13 protein-coding genes are annotated in these 13,675 nt (G+C 41.1%); all 13 read right to left on the reverse strand.

The features are described 5' to 3' along the window. Window position 1: 1 nt before the first annotated feature. Genes hisA through F3G88_RS05990 form a run of 13 tightly spaced genes read right to left on the reverse strand, consistent with a single transcriptional unit; the run spans window position 2 to window position 13,672 of the window. Window positions 2–712: a 1-(5-phosphoribosyl)-5-[(5-phosphoribosylamino)methylideneamino]imidazole-4-carboxamide isomerase gene (gene hisA / locus F3G88_RS05930; RefSeq protein WP_149715618.1), complete on the reverse strand. Its 711-nt coding sequence runs from the start codon at window positions 710–712 to the stop codon at window positions 2–4. Further along, the gene (gene hisH / locus F3G88_RS05935; RefSeq protein WP_149715619.1) at window positions 712–1,323 is read right to left on the reverse strand and encodes an imidazole glycerol phosphate synthase subunit HisH; all 612 of its coding nucleotides are present in this window, start codon (window positions 1,321–1,323) and stop codon (window positions 712–714) included. Before hisH ends, hisA begins: the two co-directional genes overlap by 1 nt. Continuing rightward, window positions 1,320–2,216 carry a PDC sensor domain-containing protein gene (locus F3G88_RS05940; protein ID WP_009294679.1) on the reverse strand — a complete coding sequence of 299 codons (897 nt, stop codon included), beginning with the start codon at window positions 2,214–2,216 and terminating at the stop codon, window positions 1,320–1,322. Before F3G88_RS05940 ends, hisH begins: the two co-directional genes overlap by 4 nt. A 2-nt stretch (window positions 2,217–2,218) precedes the next feature. Then, complete coding sequence (gene pglF, locus F3G88_RS05945) at window positions 2,219–4,000, reverse strand: UDP-N-acetylglucosamine 4,6-dehydratase (configuration-retaining) (RefSeq protein WP_149715620.1); 1,782 nt, start codon at window positions 3,998–4,000, stop codon at window positions 2,219–2,221. Further along, a complete protein-coding gene (gene pglE, locus F3G88_RS05950) occupies window positions 4,001–5,092 on the reverse strand; it encodes a UDP-N-acetylbacillosamine transaminase (protein ID WP_149715621.1) in 1,092 nt (363 codons plus the stop codon). A 49-nt stretch (window positions 5,093–5,141) separates the two neighbouring features. Beyond that, window positions 5,142–5,732 (reverse strand): UDP-N-acetylbacillosamine N-acetyltransferase, encoded by a 591-nt coding sequence (pglD, locus tag F3G88_RS05955; RefSeq protein WP_149715622.1) that lies wholly within the window; start codon window positions 5,730–5,732, stop codon window positions 5,142–5,144. Then, entirely contained in the window at window positions 5,719–6,324 is a 606-nt protein-coding gene (gene pglC, locus F3G88_RS05960; protein WP_149715623.1) for an undecaprenyl phosphate N,N'-diacetylbacillosamine 1-phosphate transferase, read from the reverse strand. The genes pglD and pglC overlap by 14 nt, the downstream gene beginning before the upstream one ends. Further along, window positions 6,317–7,432, reverse strand: coding sequence for a N,N'-diacetylbacillosaminyl-diphospho-undecaprenol alpha-1,3-N-acetylgalactosaminyltransferase (gene pglA, locus F3G88_RS05965; RefSeq protein WP_149715624.1), 1,116 nt, complete (start codon window positions 7,430–7,432; stop codon window positions 6,317–6,319). The genes pglC and pglA overlap by 8 nt, the downstream gene beginning before the upstream one ends. Window positions 7,433–7,434: 2 nt before the next feature. Next, on the reverse strand, window positions 7,435–9,534 hold the full coding sequence (locus F3G88_RS05970; protein WP_149715625.1) for an STT3 domain-containing protein: 2,100 nt from the start codon (window positions 9,532–9,534) through the stop codon (window positions 7,435–7,437). After that, complete coding sequence (gene pglJ, locus F3G88_RS05975) at window positions 9,527–10,651, reverse strand: N-acetylgalactosamine-N,N'-diacetylbacillosaminyl-diphospho-undecaprenol 4-alpha-N-acetylgalactosaminyltransferase (RefSeq protein ID WP_149715626.1); 1,125 nt, start codon at window positions 10,649–10,651, stop codon at window positions 9,527–9,529. Before pglJ ends, F3G88_RS05970 begins: the two co-directional genes overlap by 8 nt. Next, the gene (locus tag F3G88_RS05980) at window positions 10,648–11,691 is read right to left on the reverse strand and encodes a glycosyltransferase (protein ID WP_149715627.1); all 1,044 of its coding nucleotides are present in this window, start codon (window positions 11,689–11,691) and stop codon (window positions 10,648–10,650) included. The genes pglJ and F3G88_RS05980 overlap by 4 nt, the downstream gene beginning before the upstream one ends. Further along, complete coding sequence (locus F3G88_RS05985; RefSeq protein WP_149715628.1) at window positions 11,688–12,746, reverse strand: glycosyltransferase; 1,059 nt, start codon at window positions 12,744–12,746, stop codon at window positions 11,688–11,690. The genes F3G88_RS05980 and F3G88_RS05985 overlap by 4 nt, the downstream gene beginning before the upstream one ends. After that, entirely contained in the window at window positions 12,743–13,672 is a 930-nt protein-coding gene (locus tag F3G88_RS05990; RefSeq protein WP_223228740.1) for a glycosyltransferase family 2 protein, read from the reverse strand. The genes F3G88_RS05985 and F3G88_RS05990 overlap by 4 nt, the downstream gene beginning before the upstream one ends. Between the last annotated feature and the right edge of the window lie 3 nt (window positions 13,673–13,675).

The following is a 13,675-nucleotide window of genomic DNA, read 5'->3' on the forward strand; positions in this document are numbered from 1 at the left end:
GCTAGCCAACTTGTTTGAAAGCATCTTTTAAATCAAGTCGTCCCTCATAGTAAGCTTTACCAACGATCACACCAGAGATCTCATTTGTCTCTTTAAGTGCTAAAATGTCGTTCATATCGCTCACACCGCCACTTGCTATGGTTTCAAGCTTGCTATTTCTAGCTATTTGCAAGCTAAAATCAACATTAACTCCGCCAAGCATTCCATCTTTGTTAATATCGGTGCAAATCACAGCTTCTACACCCACATCTGCAAATTTTTTTGCAAGATCGACCGCTTTTATACTTGAAACCTCGCCCCAGCCTTGCACCGCCACATAGCCATCTTTGGCATCAATGCCAACTACGACCCTGTAAATTCCAGCCATTTTTGCTGTAAATTCTGGGTCTTTTAGAGCAACTGAGCCAAGGATCACCCTGCTAACTCCAAGGTCCAAATAGCGCTTTATACGCTCTTCATCCCTTATGCCACCGCCAACTTGCACCTTTAAATTTGTAGCTTTTACTATCTTTTCGATCGTGTTAAAATTTATAGTTTCTCCTGCAAATGCTCCGTCAAGATCGACCACATGTAGCCATTTTGCGCCGTAGCCTTCAAACCTCTTAGCAAGCTCACTTGGCTCGTTGCTGTAAATTTTAGCACTTTGCATGAGCCCTTTACTAAGCCTAACAGCCTGCCCCTCTTTTAGATCTATCGCTGGGAAAATTTCCATCACAACCTCGCAAAATTTTCTAAAATTTTAAGCCCGACCTCATGGCTTTTTTCTGGATGAGGCTGAAAGCCAAAGAGATTTTCATGCTGCACCGCGCTTGTAAATTCATATCCATAAGTGGTCTTTGCAAGCGCAAATTTATCATCGCAAACCACGTGGTAGCTATGCACAAAGTATAAATACTCAAGCTCTTTAAGCCCTAAATTTAAATGACCATTTTGTTTAAAGCTAAGCGTGTTCCAGCCAACGTGTGGGATCTTTAGCGGCTTATCAAATTTAGCTTCATCAAATTTAACGACCTCTCCTGGCAAAAGAGAAAGCCCCTCGTGCTCGCCAAATTCATAGCTTTTTTCAAACAAAAGCTGCATACCAAGGCAAATTCCTATAAAGGCTTTTCCACTTTTTACAGCCTCTTTTATCGCCTCGTCCATGCCATTAATCTTAAGCTTTTTTATCGCCTCGCCAAATGCTCCAACGCCTGGTAAAACGATGTGAGAGTGCTCTTTTAAACTCTCGGGCTCACTTAGCAAAACGCACTCATGCCCAAGAAATTTAAAAGCATTTATCACGCTTTTGATGTTGCCAGCACCGTAGTCAATAATAGCGATCATCTGTTCTCTTGTCTTTTTACGCTAAAAAGATAAAAGCTAAGTGCTGCCATCAGCATCGCCACACCGCCTATTAGATAGATAGCATTTATGATATTTTCAGGTGCGGTGATAGCAAATTTAAATACAAGCATAAGCGCCTCGATCGCAAGTGCGATGATGATAGAGCCGATAAATCTAACCATCGTCTTATAAATAACGCTATTTTCTTCGTGATTTTTGCCTAACACCTCTTCTTCAAATATCGTCTTAACAAGGTCAAAAATGGCAAGAGCTAGCGTTAAAATAATGGTTGATTCAAAAATTTCTTCGACATTTATATGCTCGATACTCTTTGAGATAAAGCTCTTTACGCCATGCCAAAACAAAAACGCACAGATCATAAAAAGCGATGCACAAAAGAGCGCATATACTGTCTTTAAAAATCTACCAAAATGCTCCTCGACAAAGCCACTATCAACCATATTTAGGATATTTTCTAGGCTTATGTCGATGCAAGCGATAAATTTAAGCTCATTTTTTTCATTATAGATAGGCACGCTTGCTGTGACGCATAAACCTCCATTTAGACTTGATGGATATGGATCGCTTAAAACGCACCTTTTCTCGCGCACAGCGGTGTAGTAGTAGGCTTTGTTTGCGCGGTTTTCGCCTTTTGGAATTTTATACTTTTCATTTAGGCTGATCGAGTCTTCGATCTGTATGCCATTTTCATCTAAGATGTATAGTGCATCAAAATTTTCTATCTCGTGGCTGATCTTATCAAAGCCAGCTTTTATGTTTTCTAAGCACACTCCAGGCAGTCTGTTTGGTAAATTTCTACTAAATAAATAGCAGATATACGCCCTTGCCTTGTATCTCGTGTCACTAAATCTCTTAATATCTTTTATAACCAAAATTAGCCTTTTAAATTTAATGCATGGTTAAACTCTGGCACGATCACCTTAAGAGCAGGTGCTACCTCGTCATCTTCAAGCTGCAAAAGCCCATTTATCTGTGAATTTAAAAGGGTCAGATCATAAGGCTGCGAATGTGTCACAAAGATCGACTCATACTTAGTTTGAACGTCATCTTTGTTGATAAGTAGCTCCTCATAAAGCTTCTCGCCAGGTCTAAGCCCTACAAATTCGATACCCAAATGCTCTTTATTTGAAAGCAGAAGCATCTTTTTAGCAAGATCTACGATCTTAACTGGCTCGCCCATATCAAGCACGAAAAGCTCTCCACCTTTTGCGATAGAGGCTGCTTGAAGGACTAGCTGGCACGCTTCAGATGTAAGCATAAAGTATCTTGTAATCTCTGGATGAGTGACGCTTAAAGGCTTATTTGCAGCGATCTGCGCCTTAAATTTAGGTATGACTGAGCCACTTGAGCCAAGGACGTTACCAAAGCGCACGCAAACTATCTCGCACACACCTGCTTCGTTTGAATTTAGTGCGTAAAGCTCGCAAACACGCTTAGTTGTACCCATTATGTTTGTTGGGCGCACAGCCTTGTCTGATGAGATCATGACAAATTTCTTAGCACCATATTTTTTAGAAAGATCGACTGCATTTTTTGTGCCAAGGATGTTGTTTTCAACTGCTGAGCGAGGATTTAGCTCGCAAAGTGGCACGTGTTTGTAGGCTGCAGCGTGGATGACGATCTCTGGTCTAAATTCTTCAAAAACCTCTTCAAAGTCTTTTAAATTTGTGATATTTACAAGCTTGCTAACAGTTCTTTTATCTCTTGTATCTTCGCCTATTTTATAAAGGTTAAACTCACTGTGCTCGACCATTATAAGCTCACTGACGCCGTATTTCAAGCACTGCTTACAAATTTCGCTTCCTATACTACCGCCAGCTCCAGTGACAAGCACTTTTTTATCTTTTAAGAAATTTGAAATGGCTTCTGGATTAAGGTCTTTTGGCTTTCTAGCGAGCAAATCTTCGATCGAGATATCTTTGATCGGCTCATTTTCGATAAGCGAAAAGAGCTTCATATCTCTTATACCATATCCAGTTAGCTCATCAACTAAAGCTTGAAGCTCGTCTTGATCGAGCGCAAGTGCGATGATAGCAGTCTTTGCGTCATAGTCTTTTATAAGGCTTGGTATATCTTTTTTATCTTGAACTAAAAATCCATCACAATATGTGCCAACAAGATCGCTTCTACCATCTACCACGCCAACTGCATAGTAGTCAAGATAGCCCTGTTTTAAGCCACGTAAGACGTGAAGCGCCTTTGAGGTAGCGCCGATAACCACGCATGGCTCGCCTTTGTGAGGTCTGTTTGAAAAGTCAAGCACCATTCGTTTTGAAATTCTCAAAAGCCCGATAAGTAGGCATGAGATGAGAAGATCGATAAAGATGACACTTCTTGGGTAAGGATTTAAAAAATCTTGTATGATGAAAAATACGATCGTAAACAAGATCGCCGCGCAAACGTGAGCTAGGAAAATTTTACGAGCCTCATTTAAGCCAAAAAATCTCCATGGCACCTTGTAAATTTTAAACATCCACATAAAAAAGAGCTTAAATACGATCAAAAATCCAGCCGTTACAAAAAGTCCTTGCACGTAGATATCTGGGATGTCGGCGTTAAATCTTAAAAGATATGCTACATATATCGAAAAAATAAATATAAAAACATCACCAAGAAGGAAAAATACGAGCCTTTTTAACTTCGTTGCATGAAACATTTACGCATTTTCCTTGACTATTTTTATCACTCTTTCTTGTGTCTGCTCGCTCATATCGCTGCCACTTGGCAAGCAAATTCCTCTTGAAAATAGATCTTCGCTATATCCATCAACAAAGCTTAACGCACCTTTAAAGACAGGCTGTAAGTGCATAGGCTTCCAAAGTGGGCGGCTCTCGATGTTTGCATCAGCTAGTGCTTTTATAACTTTTAAATGTGTATCTTTTTTAGCAAAAACGCCAGTTGTGAGCCATCTGTTGCCACGAGAATTTGGTAGCTCTGGCATAAATTCTAAAATGTTGCCAAGCTCTTTTTCATAAATTTCAAAAACTTTTCTCTTTTGTTCAACTCTTTTTTCTAAAACCTCCATCTGAGCCACGCCAATAGCGCCTAGGACGTTGCTTAAGCGGTAGTTGTAGCCGTAGTCTTTATGCTCATAGTGAAGCAAAGGCTCTCTTGCTTGCGTGCTGTAAAATCTAGCTTTTTCTACAAATTCGCTATCTCCAACTAGCATGCCGCCGCCTGAAGTAGTGATGATCTTGTTGCCATTAAAGCTATATCCGCCCATCACGCCAAATGTGCCAAGTGCCTTGCCGCCGTAAAATCCACCAAGCGCTTCAGCTGCGTCCTCGACCAAAGCGATGCCCTCGTTTTGGCAAATTTCACAAATTTCTTTCATCTTTGAAGCTTGTCCGTAAAGATGAGTGACGACTAGCGCTTTTGGCTTTTTAGGTAAATTTGAGATCGCTTTTTTAAGTAGCTCTGGGCTTAAATTCCAGCTCTCGTCGCTATCTATAAAGACTGGAGTTGCCTTTTCATAAAGTATCGGCGAGACTGAAGCCATAAAAGTAAAGCTAGAAGCTAGCACAAAATCGCCCTCTTTTACGCCAAGGACGCGAAGTGCTAGGTGAAGTGCCGCAGTTCCAGCGCATAGTGCAAGCGCATCTTTGGCGCCAGTATAAGCCTTTATGCTATCTTCAAATTTATTGACATATTCGCCAAGTGGCGCTATGTAGTTGCTTTCAAAAACTTTTTTTATATATTCCTGCTCTTTTCCACTCATATTTGGTGGAGATAAAAAAACCCTATCCATTTTCATACCTTTCGTGATTTTTTGGCGATTTTAGCACTTATTTTTAAATTTATATCTTAGCGCGTTCGCATGCAGGCACGCCATACGCCTTTATGCCGTCATTTATATCTCTAACAACCACGCTTCCAGCGCCTATGATGCAGTTTTTGCCGATGCTTATGCCTTGAATGACGCTTGAGCCAATGCCAACGTGCGTAAATTCACCCACGCTCACATTACCAGCAAGGGCTGCATTTGGGCTGATGTGAGCAAATTTGCCTATCACGCACTCATGCTCTATCACCGCACCAGAGTTTATGATAGCGCCCTCTTTTATGCAAGCTTTTGCGTTTATCACAGTATTTGGCATGACCACTGCGCCTTTTTCTATCACAGCACTCTCGCTCACAACCGCACTTTTATGGATCAAATTTACTATCTCAAAGCCAGCGGCCTCTACTTTTTGGCTGATCTTTTGCCTTGTTTTATTATCACCTATGGCTATTATGATGTCGGCTTTTTCAAGCTCTGGGCTAAATTTACGCTCACTAGCATCATCTAAAAAAACTATCTCATCATAGCCATTATCTCTAGCGATATCAGCGATCACAAGCCCATGCCCACTCGCTCCGTAGATGTAAATTTTCTTAGTTTTTGCCATTAAATTTCTCCGTCGTAGCCTGCCCTTCTTTGCTGACGCCACTTCTTTTTAGCACCTTTTCGATGGTCATTAAAGCGATCTTTACATCAAGCATAAAACTTAAATTTTTAGCGTAATATACGTCGTATTCAAATTTTTTCTCCCAGCTTATGGCGTTTCTGCCATTTACCTGCGCTAGGCCTGTGATACCAGGGCGCACGTCGTGGCGGTGCTTTTGCGTTTCGTTATAGATGGGTAGATACTCAACTAAAAGCGGCCTTGGTCCGATAAAACTCATATCGCCCTTTAGCACGTTAAAAAGCTGTGGCAGCTCATCGAGGCTAAGTGAGCGGATAAGTTTGCCAAATTTACCAAGACGCTGATCATCTGGCAAAAGCTCGCCATTTGCGTCACGCTCATCGCTCATCGTCTTAAATTTATAAATTTTAAAAATTTTCTCATTTAGACCTGGTCTTGCCTGCGTAAAAATGACGTCACGGCTTACCTTAAAACAGATAAAGATCGCCGTTGCTATGATGATAGGTGATGTTAAAATAAGCAAAAACAAAGCTCCCAAAATATCAATCACCCTCTTTAAAAAATTTCTATACATCTATAAATTTCCTATAAATTTCTATATATCTTTTTGCGATTTGTTTCTCGTCAAACTCACTAACTGCCCAGTCCCTGCCATTTGCTCCAAGCTTAGCGCAAAGCGCTTCGTCATCAAGCAAAATTTTTATCTTACCAGCAAGATCGCTTGCGTCTTTTACCTTGCATAAAAGTCCGTTGTAGCCCTCTCTTACAGCTTCATTGCAGCCTGTCACGTCGCTTGCAACGACTGCTTTAGCCATGCTCATCGCCTCTAAAACCGTTCTTGGAAAACCCTCTTTGTAGCTTGGCAAAGCCAGCAAGTAAGAAGCTTTTAAAAGCTGTGGTATATCGTTTCTAGCGCCAAGATATCGCACCTTGCCACCTTTTAAAAAGCTCTCGTTGGCGGTTGATTTATTACCAGCAAAGCCCTCGCCCACAAAGACAAATTCGCAGTTTTTATAACCATTTAAAATTTCTGCTGCCTCATAAAATTCACGAACGCCCTTGTGCCACATGGCTCTGGCGATCATGAGAATCACCTTTTTTTCACCCAAGTCCGCTGCCTGCGTGATAGCTGGGTCAAATTTAGCAGTATCGACGCCGACACTTTTTATGCGGTACACTTTGCTTTTATCTATCAAATTTCTAGAGATCAGATAGTCTGGATCCGCGTCATTTACGAAGATGCAAGCATCAGCTTTTGCAAAAGATAGCTTATAAAGGCTTTCCATGACGAAACGCACGGCCTTTGTCTTAATATCATCATCGATATAAAAGCTACCAAGGCCTTCAACCAAATTTATCACGTGCTTTATGCCAGCGTTTTTAGCAGCAAACGTGCCAAAGACATTTGACTTGTGAGCGCCAGTTTGCAGCAGGTCTAAATTTAGCTCGCCCAAAATTTGAGATAGTTTTTTTGAGTTATTTATCACGGTTAGTGGATTTAGGCTCGCCTTATCAAGCTCGTAGGTGACGGTGTGAAAGCTTTTAGCAAGATCATTAGTAAAATTTCCTTTTGGAGCGATAGCAAAAACTTCATGCCCCATATCTTTTAAAGCCTGCATTATAGGGCGTCTAAAAAAGTGTATGCTCATATCAGCATGGCTTAAAAATCCTATCCTTGCCATCTCTACCTCTTTAGCCTATAAACTTTTGCCGCCCCATCAAGTATGACTGGCTCAAAGACCTTAGGATCGTATCTTTCAAGCACGAAAAGCTGGATGTAGGCGCTATTTAAAATGCTCTCATCAAGGATGATAAATCTACCATAATCCCTCATAAAAATGACAGAAATGTTTGAGCTTTCATTATTTTTATACTCTTTTACATTTAGCTTGCCAGCCTCGTTGTAGTCGGTCTCTATGAAAGATCTTAGTGGTAAGACATTGCCATCATAGATCAAATTTGTGACATCACTTGTTAGAGTAAATCCACCACTTAGCCTGATGCCTTTTTCGCTTTGCGAGATCGCTCTTGTGGTCATAAAAAGTCCGTTGTTTAAATTTTTACCGCTTTTTAGATCGATCTTGCTAAACTGCAAAATGGTCGGGAAAATGCTAAGCATCCTATCTGGCAAATAATAATATATCTCTCTGCTCTTTGCTGGCAGGCTAAAATTTGCCTCTTTTATCTCGCTAAAAAACTGATCAACGCTTAAATTTCTATCTTTTAAAATTTGAGCCAAGTTACCATTAAAGTGCTCTTTGAAATTTCGCTCAGTGTATTCGACATCTAGCCTTGCCATATTTGCCGAGCTCATCTCGTCGCTTCCAAGCGCAAAGCTCACAGCAAAATTTTCACGCCCAAGGTGCTTTCCGCCGTCAATTAGCGTCTTAACATCGCTGTAATATCTAATCGGATATCCATAGTCCCACCACGCAACCACGTAATCCTCGCGTCCTGCGATGCTTTTTAGCTTATTTAAAATTTCAACCTCTTTATTTACAAAGACTGGCTCAGCCTTGTAACCATAGATGTGAATGAGCGCTGGAGCAAGCACCAGAGCTGCTATGAAGGCTCTTATGAGATTTAGCACGGCTCCTTTTAGCTTTAAATTTGCAAGCACAAACTCTACTAAGTAGCCAAAGCCAAGCGCCATGATAGGCACAGCATAAATGGTAAATCTAAGGCCACTTTTAAAGGCTAAAAAGCCAAGTGCAAGCATGCCAAGTGATACGGCAAATGAGCGGTGTTTGTAGCAAAATAGCGCAACACCTGCAAGCGAGATCAAAAATGTGATGACATTTGCGCTGATCCTCTCGCAAAATAGCGTAAAATCAACGACGCTTGATTCTTGGATAGTTTGATTGACATTAAAAAAGTGAAAGCTCATGCCGCCAACTTCAGGCGCATCTCTAAAGACGTAAAATTTAAGCTGAAAGATTATCGGATTTAGCCCGCCACGGATGACAAAAATGACAAAGATAACCGCCAAAATGCCAAGAGCAATTTTTAAATTTATCACCTCTTTTTTAAATAGGCAAAGTGCATAAATAACAATGACAGCGATAAATTTAAGAGTTAGATCAAGGTTTGAGATAGCGAGTAAAAGCAGCGAAATTTCAAGGTAAAAAAGTGGATTTTTCCTATCAAAAATGAGCGTGTAAAGTAAAAATAGCCCAGTTAAAATGCTAATAAGCGAAAACGCACTCATATACCACCACATATAGATAAGCACACTTAAAGGTGCGATTATTAGGCTCTTTGCGTCCTTTTTTTCAAGCACTCTAACAAGCCCCCAAACGACAAAGACGCTAAGCGGGATGATAAGCATGTCGGTGTCGTAGTAACCCGCCATTGTGCGGTTGTAGTAGCTATTTGCGATCACTGCAAGAAGTGCAGCGATAAAGCCAGCCATTTTTGCTTTGTATTCATTTGCGATCAAGATAACAGGCACAGCCACAAGTGACGAGAAAAATACACTCATATAAATCATCGCTGTCTCAAGCTTGACGCCTAGAAATTTCACGATCCAGTAAGTAAGTGTCGAGAGTGGATAGCCGTAGTAGCTAAGGTCGTTTTCTTGGTGAAAGCTAGCCAGCATATCCCTTGCTCCCTCGGCAAATGCGTAGCCATCGTTTGTGCTGATCATCAGCTCGTTGTTCCAGAAAAAGACTGGATACTCACTCGCCCAAAAGACCCAGTAAAGCCTGCAAACCATGCCAAAAAGGATCGCGACAAATATCATAAGGTATAAAGAGTAATTTTTAAAAAATAAATTTCTATTCATTAAGATTTTCCAAAAAATTTATAAGCTTGCTCGCTATATTTTCACTATCAAAAAATTTAGCCCGATTATACGCAACATTTTCAAAATTTTGCCTTATTTCACGCTCATTAAGCACTTTTATCATCGCCTCTTTCATCGCATTTTCGTCATCAACAGGCACTAAGATGCCAAACTCGCTATCGCCCAAAAGCTCCTTTGCGCCGCTCTTGTGCTCGGTTGAGATGATGGTTTTCTCGCACGCTAGTGCCTCCAAAAGCACATTTGAAAAGCCCTCAAAACGTGAAGCACAAAGCAAACAAGAGGCGTTTTTTATATGCCTAAAAGGATTTTTATCAGTGCCAAGAAGCTTTACTCGATCACCCACACCAAATTTGTCTATCAAATTTTGTAGCTCATCTTTTAAAGGTCCTTTGCCAAGGATGCCAAGCGTGGCACGAGGGTCGCTAATGGAGGCAATTATTTTTATTAACATGGCTTGATTTTTACCGCTATCAAGGCGGCCTATGTTTATGAAAAATGGCTTAAAGCCATCCTCAAGTGGCTCATCTTTTAGCAAATTTATAGTTTTTAGATCAAGGGCGTTATAAAGCACCTTTGTCTTTGCCTCACTCATGCCAAAATTTCGCACCAGATCCTCTTTATTGCCAGCTGCATTTGCAAGTATTAGATCAGCCTTTTTATAAAGATGAGTGAGTAAAAATTTATTAACTCGCCCGCTTAGATCGTTTTTATATAAGATCGACGGACAGCTTCGCTCGCTGATAACTAGCCTAGCCTTTAGCCCTAAAATCCTAGCAACCCCAGCGATATAGCAAGGGCGGTTCATCAGCACAAACTGCGTGTCGATGCCTAAATTTTGACAGAGCTTTTTATACTTAAAGGCAAGCATTGGCATCGCTAAAAAGAGCCTTGCAAGCTTCTTTAGCCCACTCTCGTAAGGATCGCTATTTTCTATAAAGTGGATCTGCACCTCGCTTGGGATCTCGTAAGCGATAACATTACTCATCAAGATGAGATGAACTTCATAACGTTTGACCAAAAATGGCAGTAAATTTGCCACATTTCGCTCAGCCCCGCCAGGTCCCATCGAGTATAAAAAAACGGCTAATTTTTTCACTTGCTAACAACCTTTTTTATAAATTCTCGCCACTGTTTGATGATATTTTCTTTGCTAAATAAATTTGCACTTTCGCTGGCGTTTTTTGCTAGTTTTTGCCTTAAAATTTCATCTTTTAAAAGCATCTCAAGCTTCTCTTTTAGATCATTTGCGTCGCCATTTTTAAAGATAAGCCCATCTATGCCGTCATTTATAAGCTCTCTTGCGCCCACAGTGTCGCTACTTAGCCTAGCGCAGCCAAATGCACCTGACTCGATTAACACGTTTGAAAGCCCCTCGCTTCTTGAACAAAGAGTGAAAATTTTTGCCTCGCTGTAAAGTTTTGTAACATCACTCATGTGACCTAAGAATTTGACGCTAAGCCCTAAATTTGAGGCCATCTCTTTTAGCTGCACTTCCTGTCTGCCACTGCCTGCGATCTTTATCTCCCAGCCATCAAGCAAGCTCTTATCTACCTTGCTAAGCGCCTCAAAATAGACATCATAGCCCTTTACCGCCTCCAGCCTTGCCACGCTTAAGATGACATTTTGCTTCTCGCAAATTTCAGGCACGTCGATAAAAAGTGGATTATGTATGACCTCGCGATTTTTGGCAAATTTATAGTAGTCGTAGTCGCTTTTACTTAGCACGCTTAAACCATCTACAAAGCGGTAGCTAATATCACGCATAGCGCTTGCTACTTTACTTTTTAAGTAGCTATGCTCGTGGTGCTCGGTTGCTATTAGTTTGCTCTTTAGCCCAGCATTTGCGATCACGCAAGCGACGTTTGTCCAGTCGATAAAGCTAATTATAAGATCAGCCCTTTGCTCTTTAAAAAGCGCTCTAAGGGCTAAAATTTTCTTAAATTTTAAAGCGAGCCCAGAGCCACTCACGTTAAGATTTATGATATTTATTTTTTCGCTAAATTTATAAAGCCCAAGATCCTCTTCAAGCAGGGCGATAGTGATCTCATTGTCTTTGCAAAGCTCATTTGCAAGCACGTTTAGCACACGTTCAGCTCCGCCGTTTCTAAGTGCGGCGATGACAAAAAGAATTTTCATTTCACACCTCCAAGCTTTAAAAGCTCCAGCCATTTTTTATAAATTTGCTCCACGCTAAACTCATCAAGTCTAGCCCTTGCGTTTTTAGCAAATTCGCCCATTTTTGCCTCATCTTGCAGCATTTTTGCAAGCTTTTCGCTCATCTGCCCAGCATCATTTATCTCACAAAGCAAGCCATCAAAATCATCTCTTATAAGCTCTTTTGCCCCGCTAGTCCTTGTCGCAACCCGCACACAGTCATAGTTTATCGCCTCTATCAATGTGTTTCCAAGACCCTCGAAATTTGAGCAAGAGAGTAGCACCTTTGCCCTTTTATAAAGCGAGGCAATGTCGCTAACGTTGCCTAAAAACTCTACATCAGCGCCCAAATTTTTAGCTAAATTTTCTAAATTTACCCTCTCGCCGCCATCTCCAGCGACAACAAATTTATAGCCGCTTTGCTTTAAGCTTGCAGCCACTCTTACAAACATTTCGCAGTTTTTTATCTTATTTAGCCTGCCAACAAAGATGGCTAAATTTTCTTTATCAAAGCTCTCACTGCGTATCTCTTCAAAAAGAGGGTTATAAATTTTCATCACATTTTTGCAAAATTTCGAGTAGTAGCCAAGATCCTCGTCGCTTAAAACGCTAAGTGCGTTTGCAAATGGATAGCTAAGGCGTCTTAGCACCTTAAAAATGGCTCTTTTTGGCGCAAGGTAGTTTGTGTGCTCGCTTATGATAATAGGCGTTTTTAGCCCAGCTGAGCTAAAGAGTACCAAGGTATTTACGGCGTCTAAAAAAGATATCACAGCGTCAAATTTGCCCTCTTTGATGAGCGCTCTTAAAGCAAGCACCTTTGAAACTCTCTTTTTTAAATTTCCAACCAAGCCAAGCTCATCAGCCCCAACGCCCAAATTTATGAGCTTCACGCCACTTGCCAGCTCGTAAAATGGCTCGTCCTTGTCAAATTTAACAAGGCTTACCTCGTGATCCATGCTAAATCTTGATGCGATCACCGCGCAAACTCGCTCCGCACCGCCACTTCTAAGCGTTGATGTGACAAATAATATCTTCATACGCCAAACCTTTGTTTTATCTTCACTCTAAGCTTTGAAAGTGCCGGTAAAATGCCACTTGGTAGCGGGCTAAGTAGCAAAAATATAAGCGCCTCTTTGCTAAATTTAATACTAAGACTTTTTAAGATACACCTTAGCATTAGCCCATATTCACCTGCTATTTTGGCGTAGTAAGCGGCGTTTTTATACTGCAAAGCTAGAAATTTTGGCTCATGCTTGATAGCTATTTCGTAGTGCATTTTTGCCGTTTTGATGTAGGCGTTTGCGACGCTTAAAGCATGCTTGCCTGCATTTAGCGTCGCACTATCGCTTCTTGCGATGCGGTAGATGTAAAGTGGCTTTTTAAGATAGAAGACATTTTTTTCAAAAAAGCGGATGTAAAGCTCATTTTCGCCGCCAAAACTGCTCTCATCAAATCTAAAGCCGTCTATAAATTCACGCGAAAAAAGCTTAAAATACTCCCCATTTATCCGCCCGCAGTGATAATCAACCTTACTCATCGCCCCGCTTTGCTTATACGGGCTTCTACCAGCTATCATCTCGGTCATCACGCCATCTTTTTCGCAGATCGCGTCAGCAAAGACGCACGAATACTCGCCACTTTTTAAAATTTCATAACACTGGGCAATCGCCTCAGGCAAAAGCTCATCGTCATCGTCAAGCAAGCAGACAAACTCGCCCGTTGCGTTATCAAAGCCGTTATTTTTGTTGCCATTTGGGCTCTTTTTGTGGGCTGTGTTTTTTACAAATTTGATCCTTGCGTCGTTAAAACTCTTGCAAATTTCTCTCGCACTCTCGTCATCGCCGTCGTCAGTGACTATAATCTCTAGGTTTTTATAGCTTTGAGCTAGAGCGCTTTTTATGGCCTTTTGCAAAAGCTCTGGACGCTTATAAGTCGCGGTTACTATACTGATTAACGGCCCCATTAT

Origin of the sequence: Campylobacter concisus (assembly GCF_902460675.1) — a bacterium.
Taxonomy (GTDB): Bacteria; Campylobacterota; Campylobacteria; order Campylobacterales; family Campylobacteraceae; genus Campylobacter_A; species Campylobacter_A concisus_AJ.

What these genes read in the sequence shown, in the direction of transcription:
- pglC (WP_149715623.1), bottom strand. Translation starts at nt 6,324, where the DNA reads ATGTATAGAAATTTTTTAAAGAGGGTGATTGATATTTTGGGAGCTTTG.
- hisA (WP_149715618.1), bottom strand. Translation starts at nt 712, where the DNA reads ATGGAAATTTTCCCAGCGATAGATCTAAAAGAGGGGCAGGCTGTTAGG.
- F3G88_RS05970 (WP_149715625.1), bottom strand. Translation starts at nt 9,534, where the DNA reads ATGAATAGAAATTTATTTTTTAAAAATTACTCTTTATACCTTATGATA.
- pglA (WP_149715624.1), bottom strand. Translation starts at nt 7,432, where the DNA reads ATGGCAAGGATAGGATTTTTAAGCCATGCTGATATGAGCATACACTTT.
- F3G88_RS05980 (WP_149715627.1), bottom strand. Translation starts at nt 11,691, where the DNA reads ATGAAAATTCTTTTTGTCATCGCCGCACTTAGAAACGGCGGAGCTGAA.
- F3G88_RS05985 (WP_149715628.1), bottom strand. Translation starts at nt 12,746, where the DNA reads ATGAAGATATTATTTGTCACATCAACGCTTAGAAGTGGCGGTGCGGAG.
- hisH (WP_149715619.1), bottom strand. Translation starts at nt 1,323, where the DNA reads ATGATCGCTATTATTGACTACGGTGCTGGCAACATCAAAAGCGTGATA.
- pglE (WP_149715621.1), bottom strand. Translation starts at nt 5,092, where the DNA reads ATGGATAGGGTTTTTTTATCTCCACCAAATATGAGTGGAAAAGAGCAG.
- F3G88_RS05990 (WP_223228740.1), bottom strand. Translation starts at nt 13,672, where the DNA reads ATGGGGCCGTTAATCAGTATAGTAACCGCGACTTATAAGCGTCCAGAG.
- pglF (WP_149715620.1), bottom strand. Translation starts at nt 4,000, where the DNA reads ATGTTTCATGCAACGAAGTTAAAAAGGCTCGTATTTTTCCTTCTTGGT.
- pglD (WP_149715622.1), bottom strand. Translation starts at nt 5,732, where the DNA reads ATGGCAAAAACTAAGAAAATTTACATCTACGGAGCGAGTGGGCATGGG.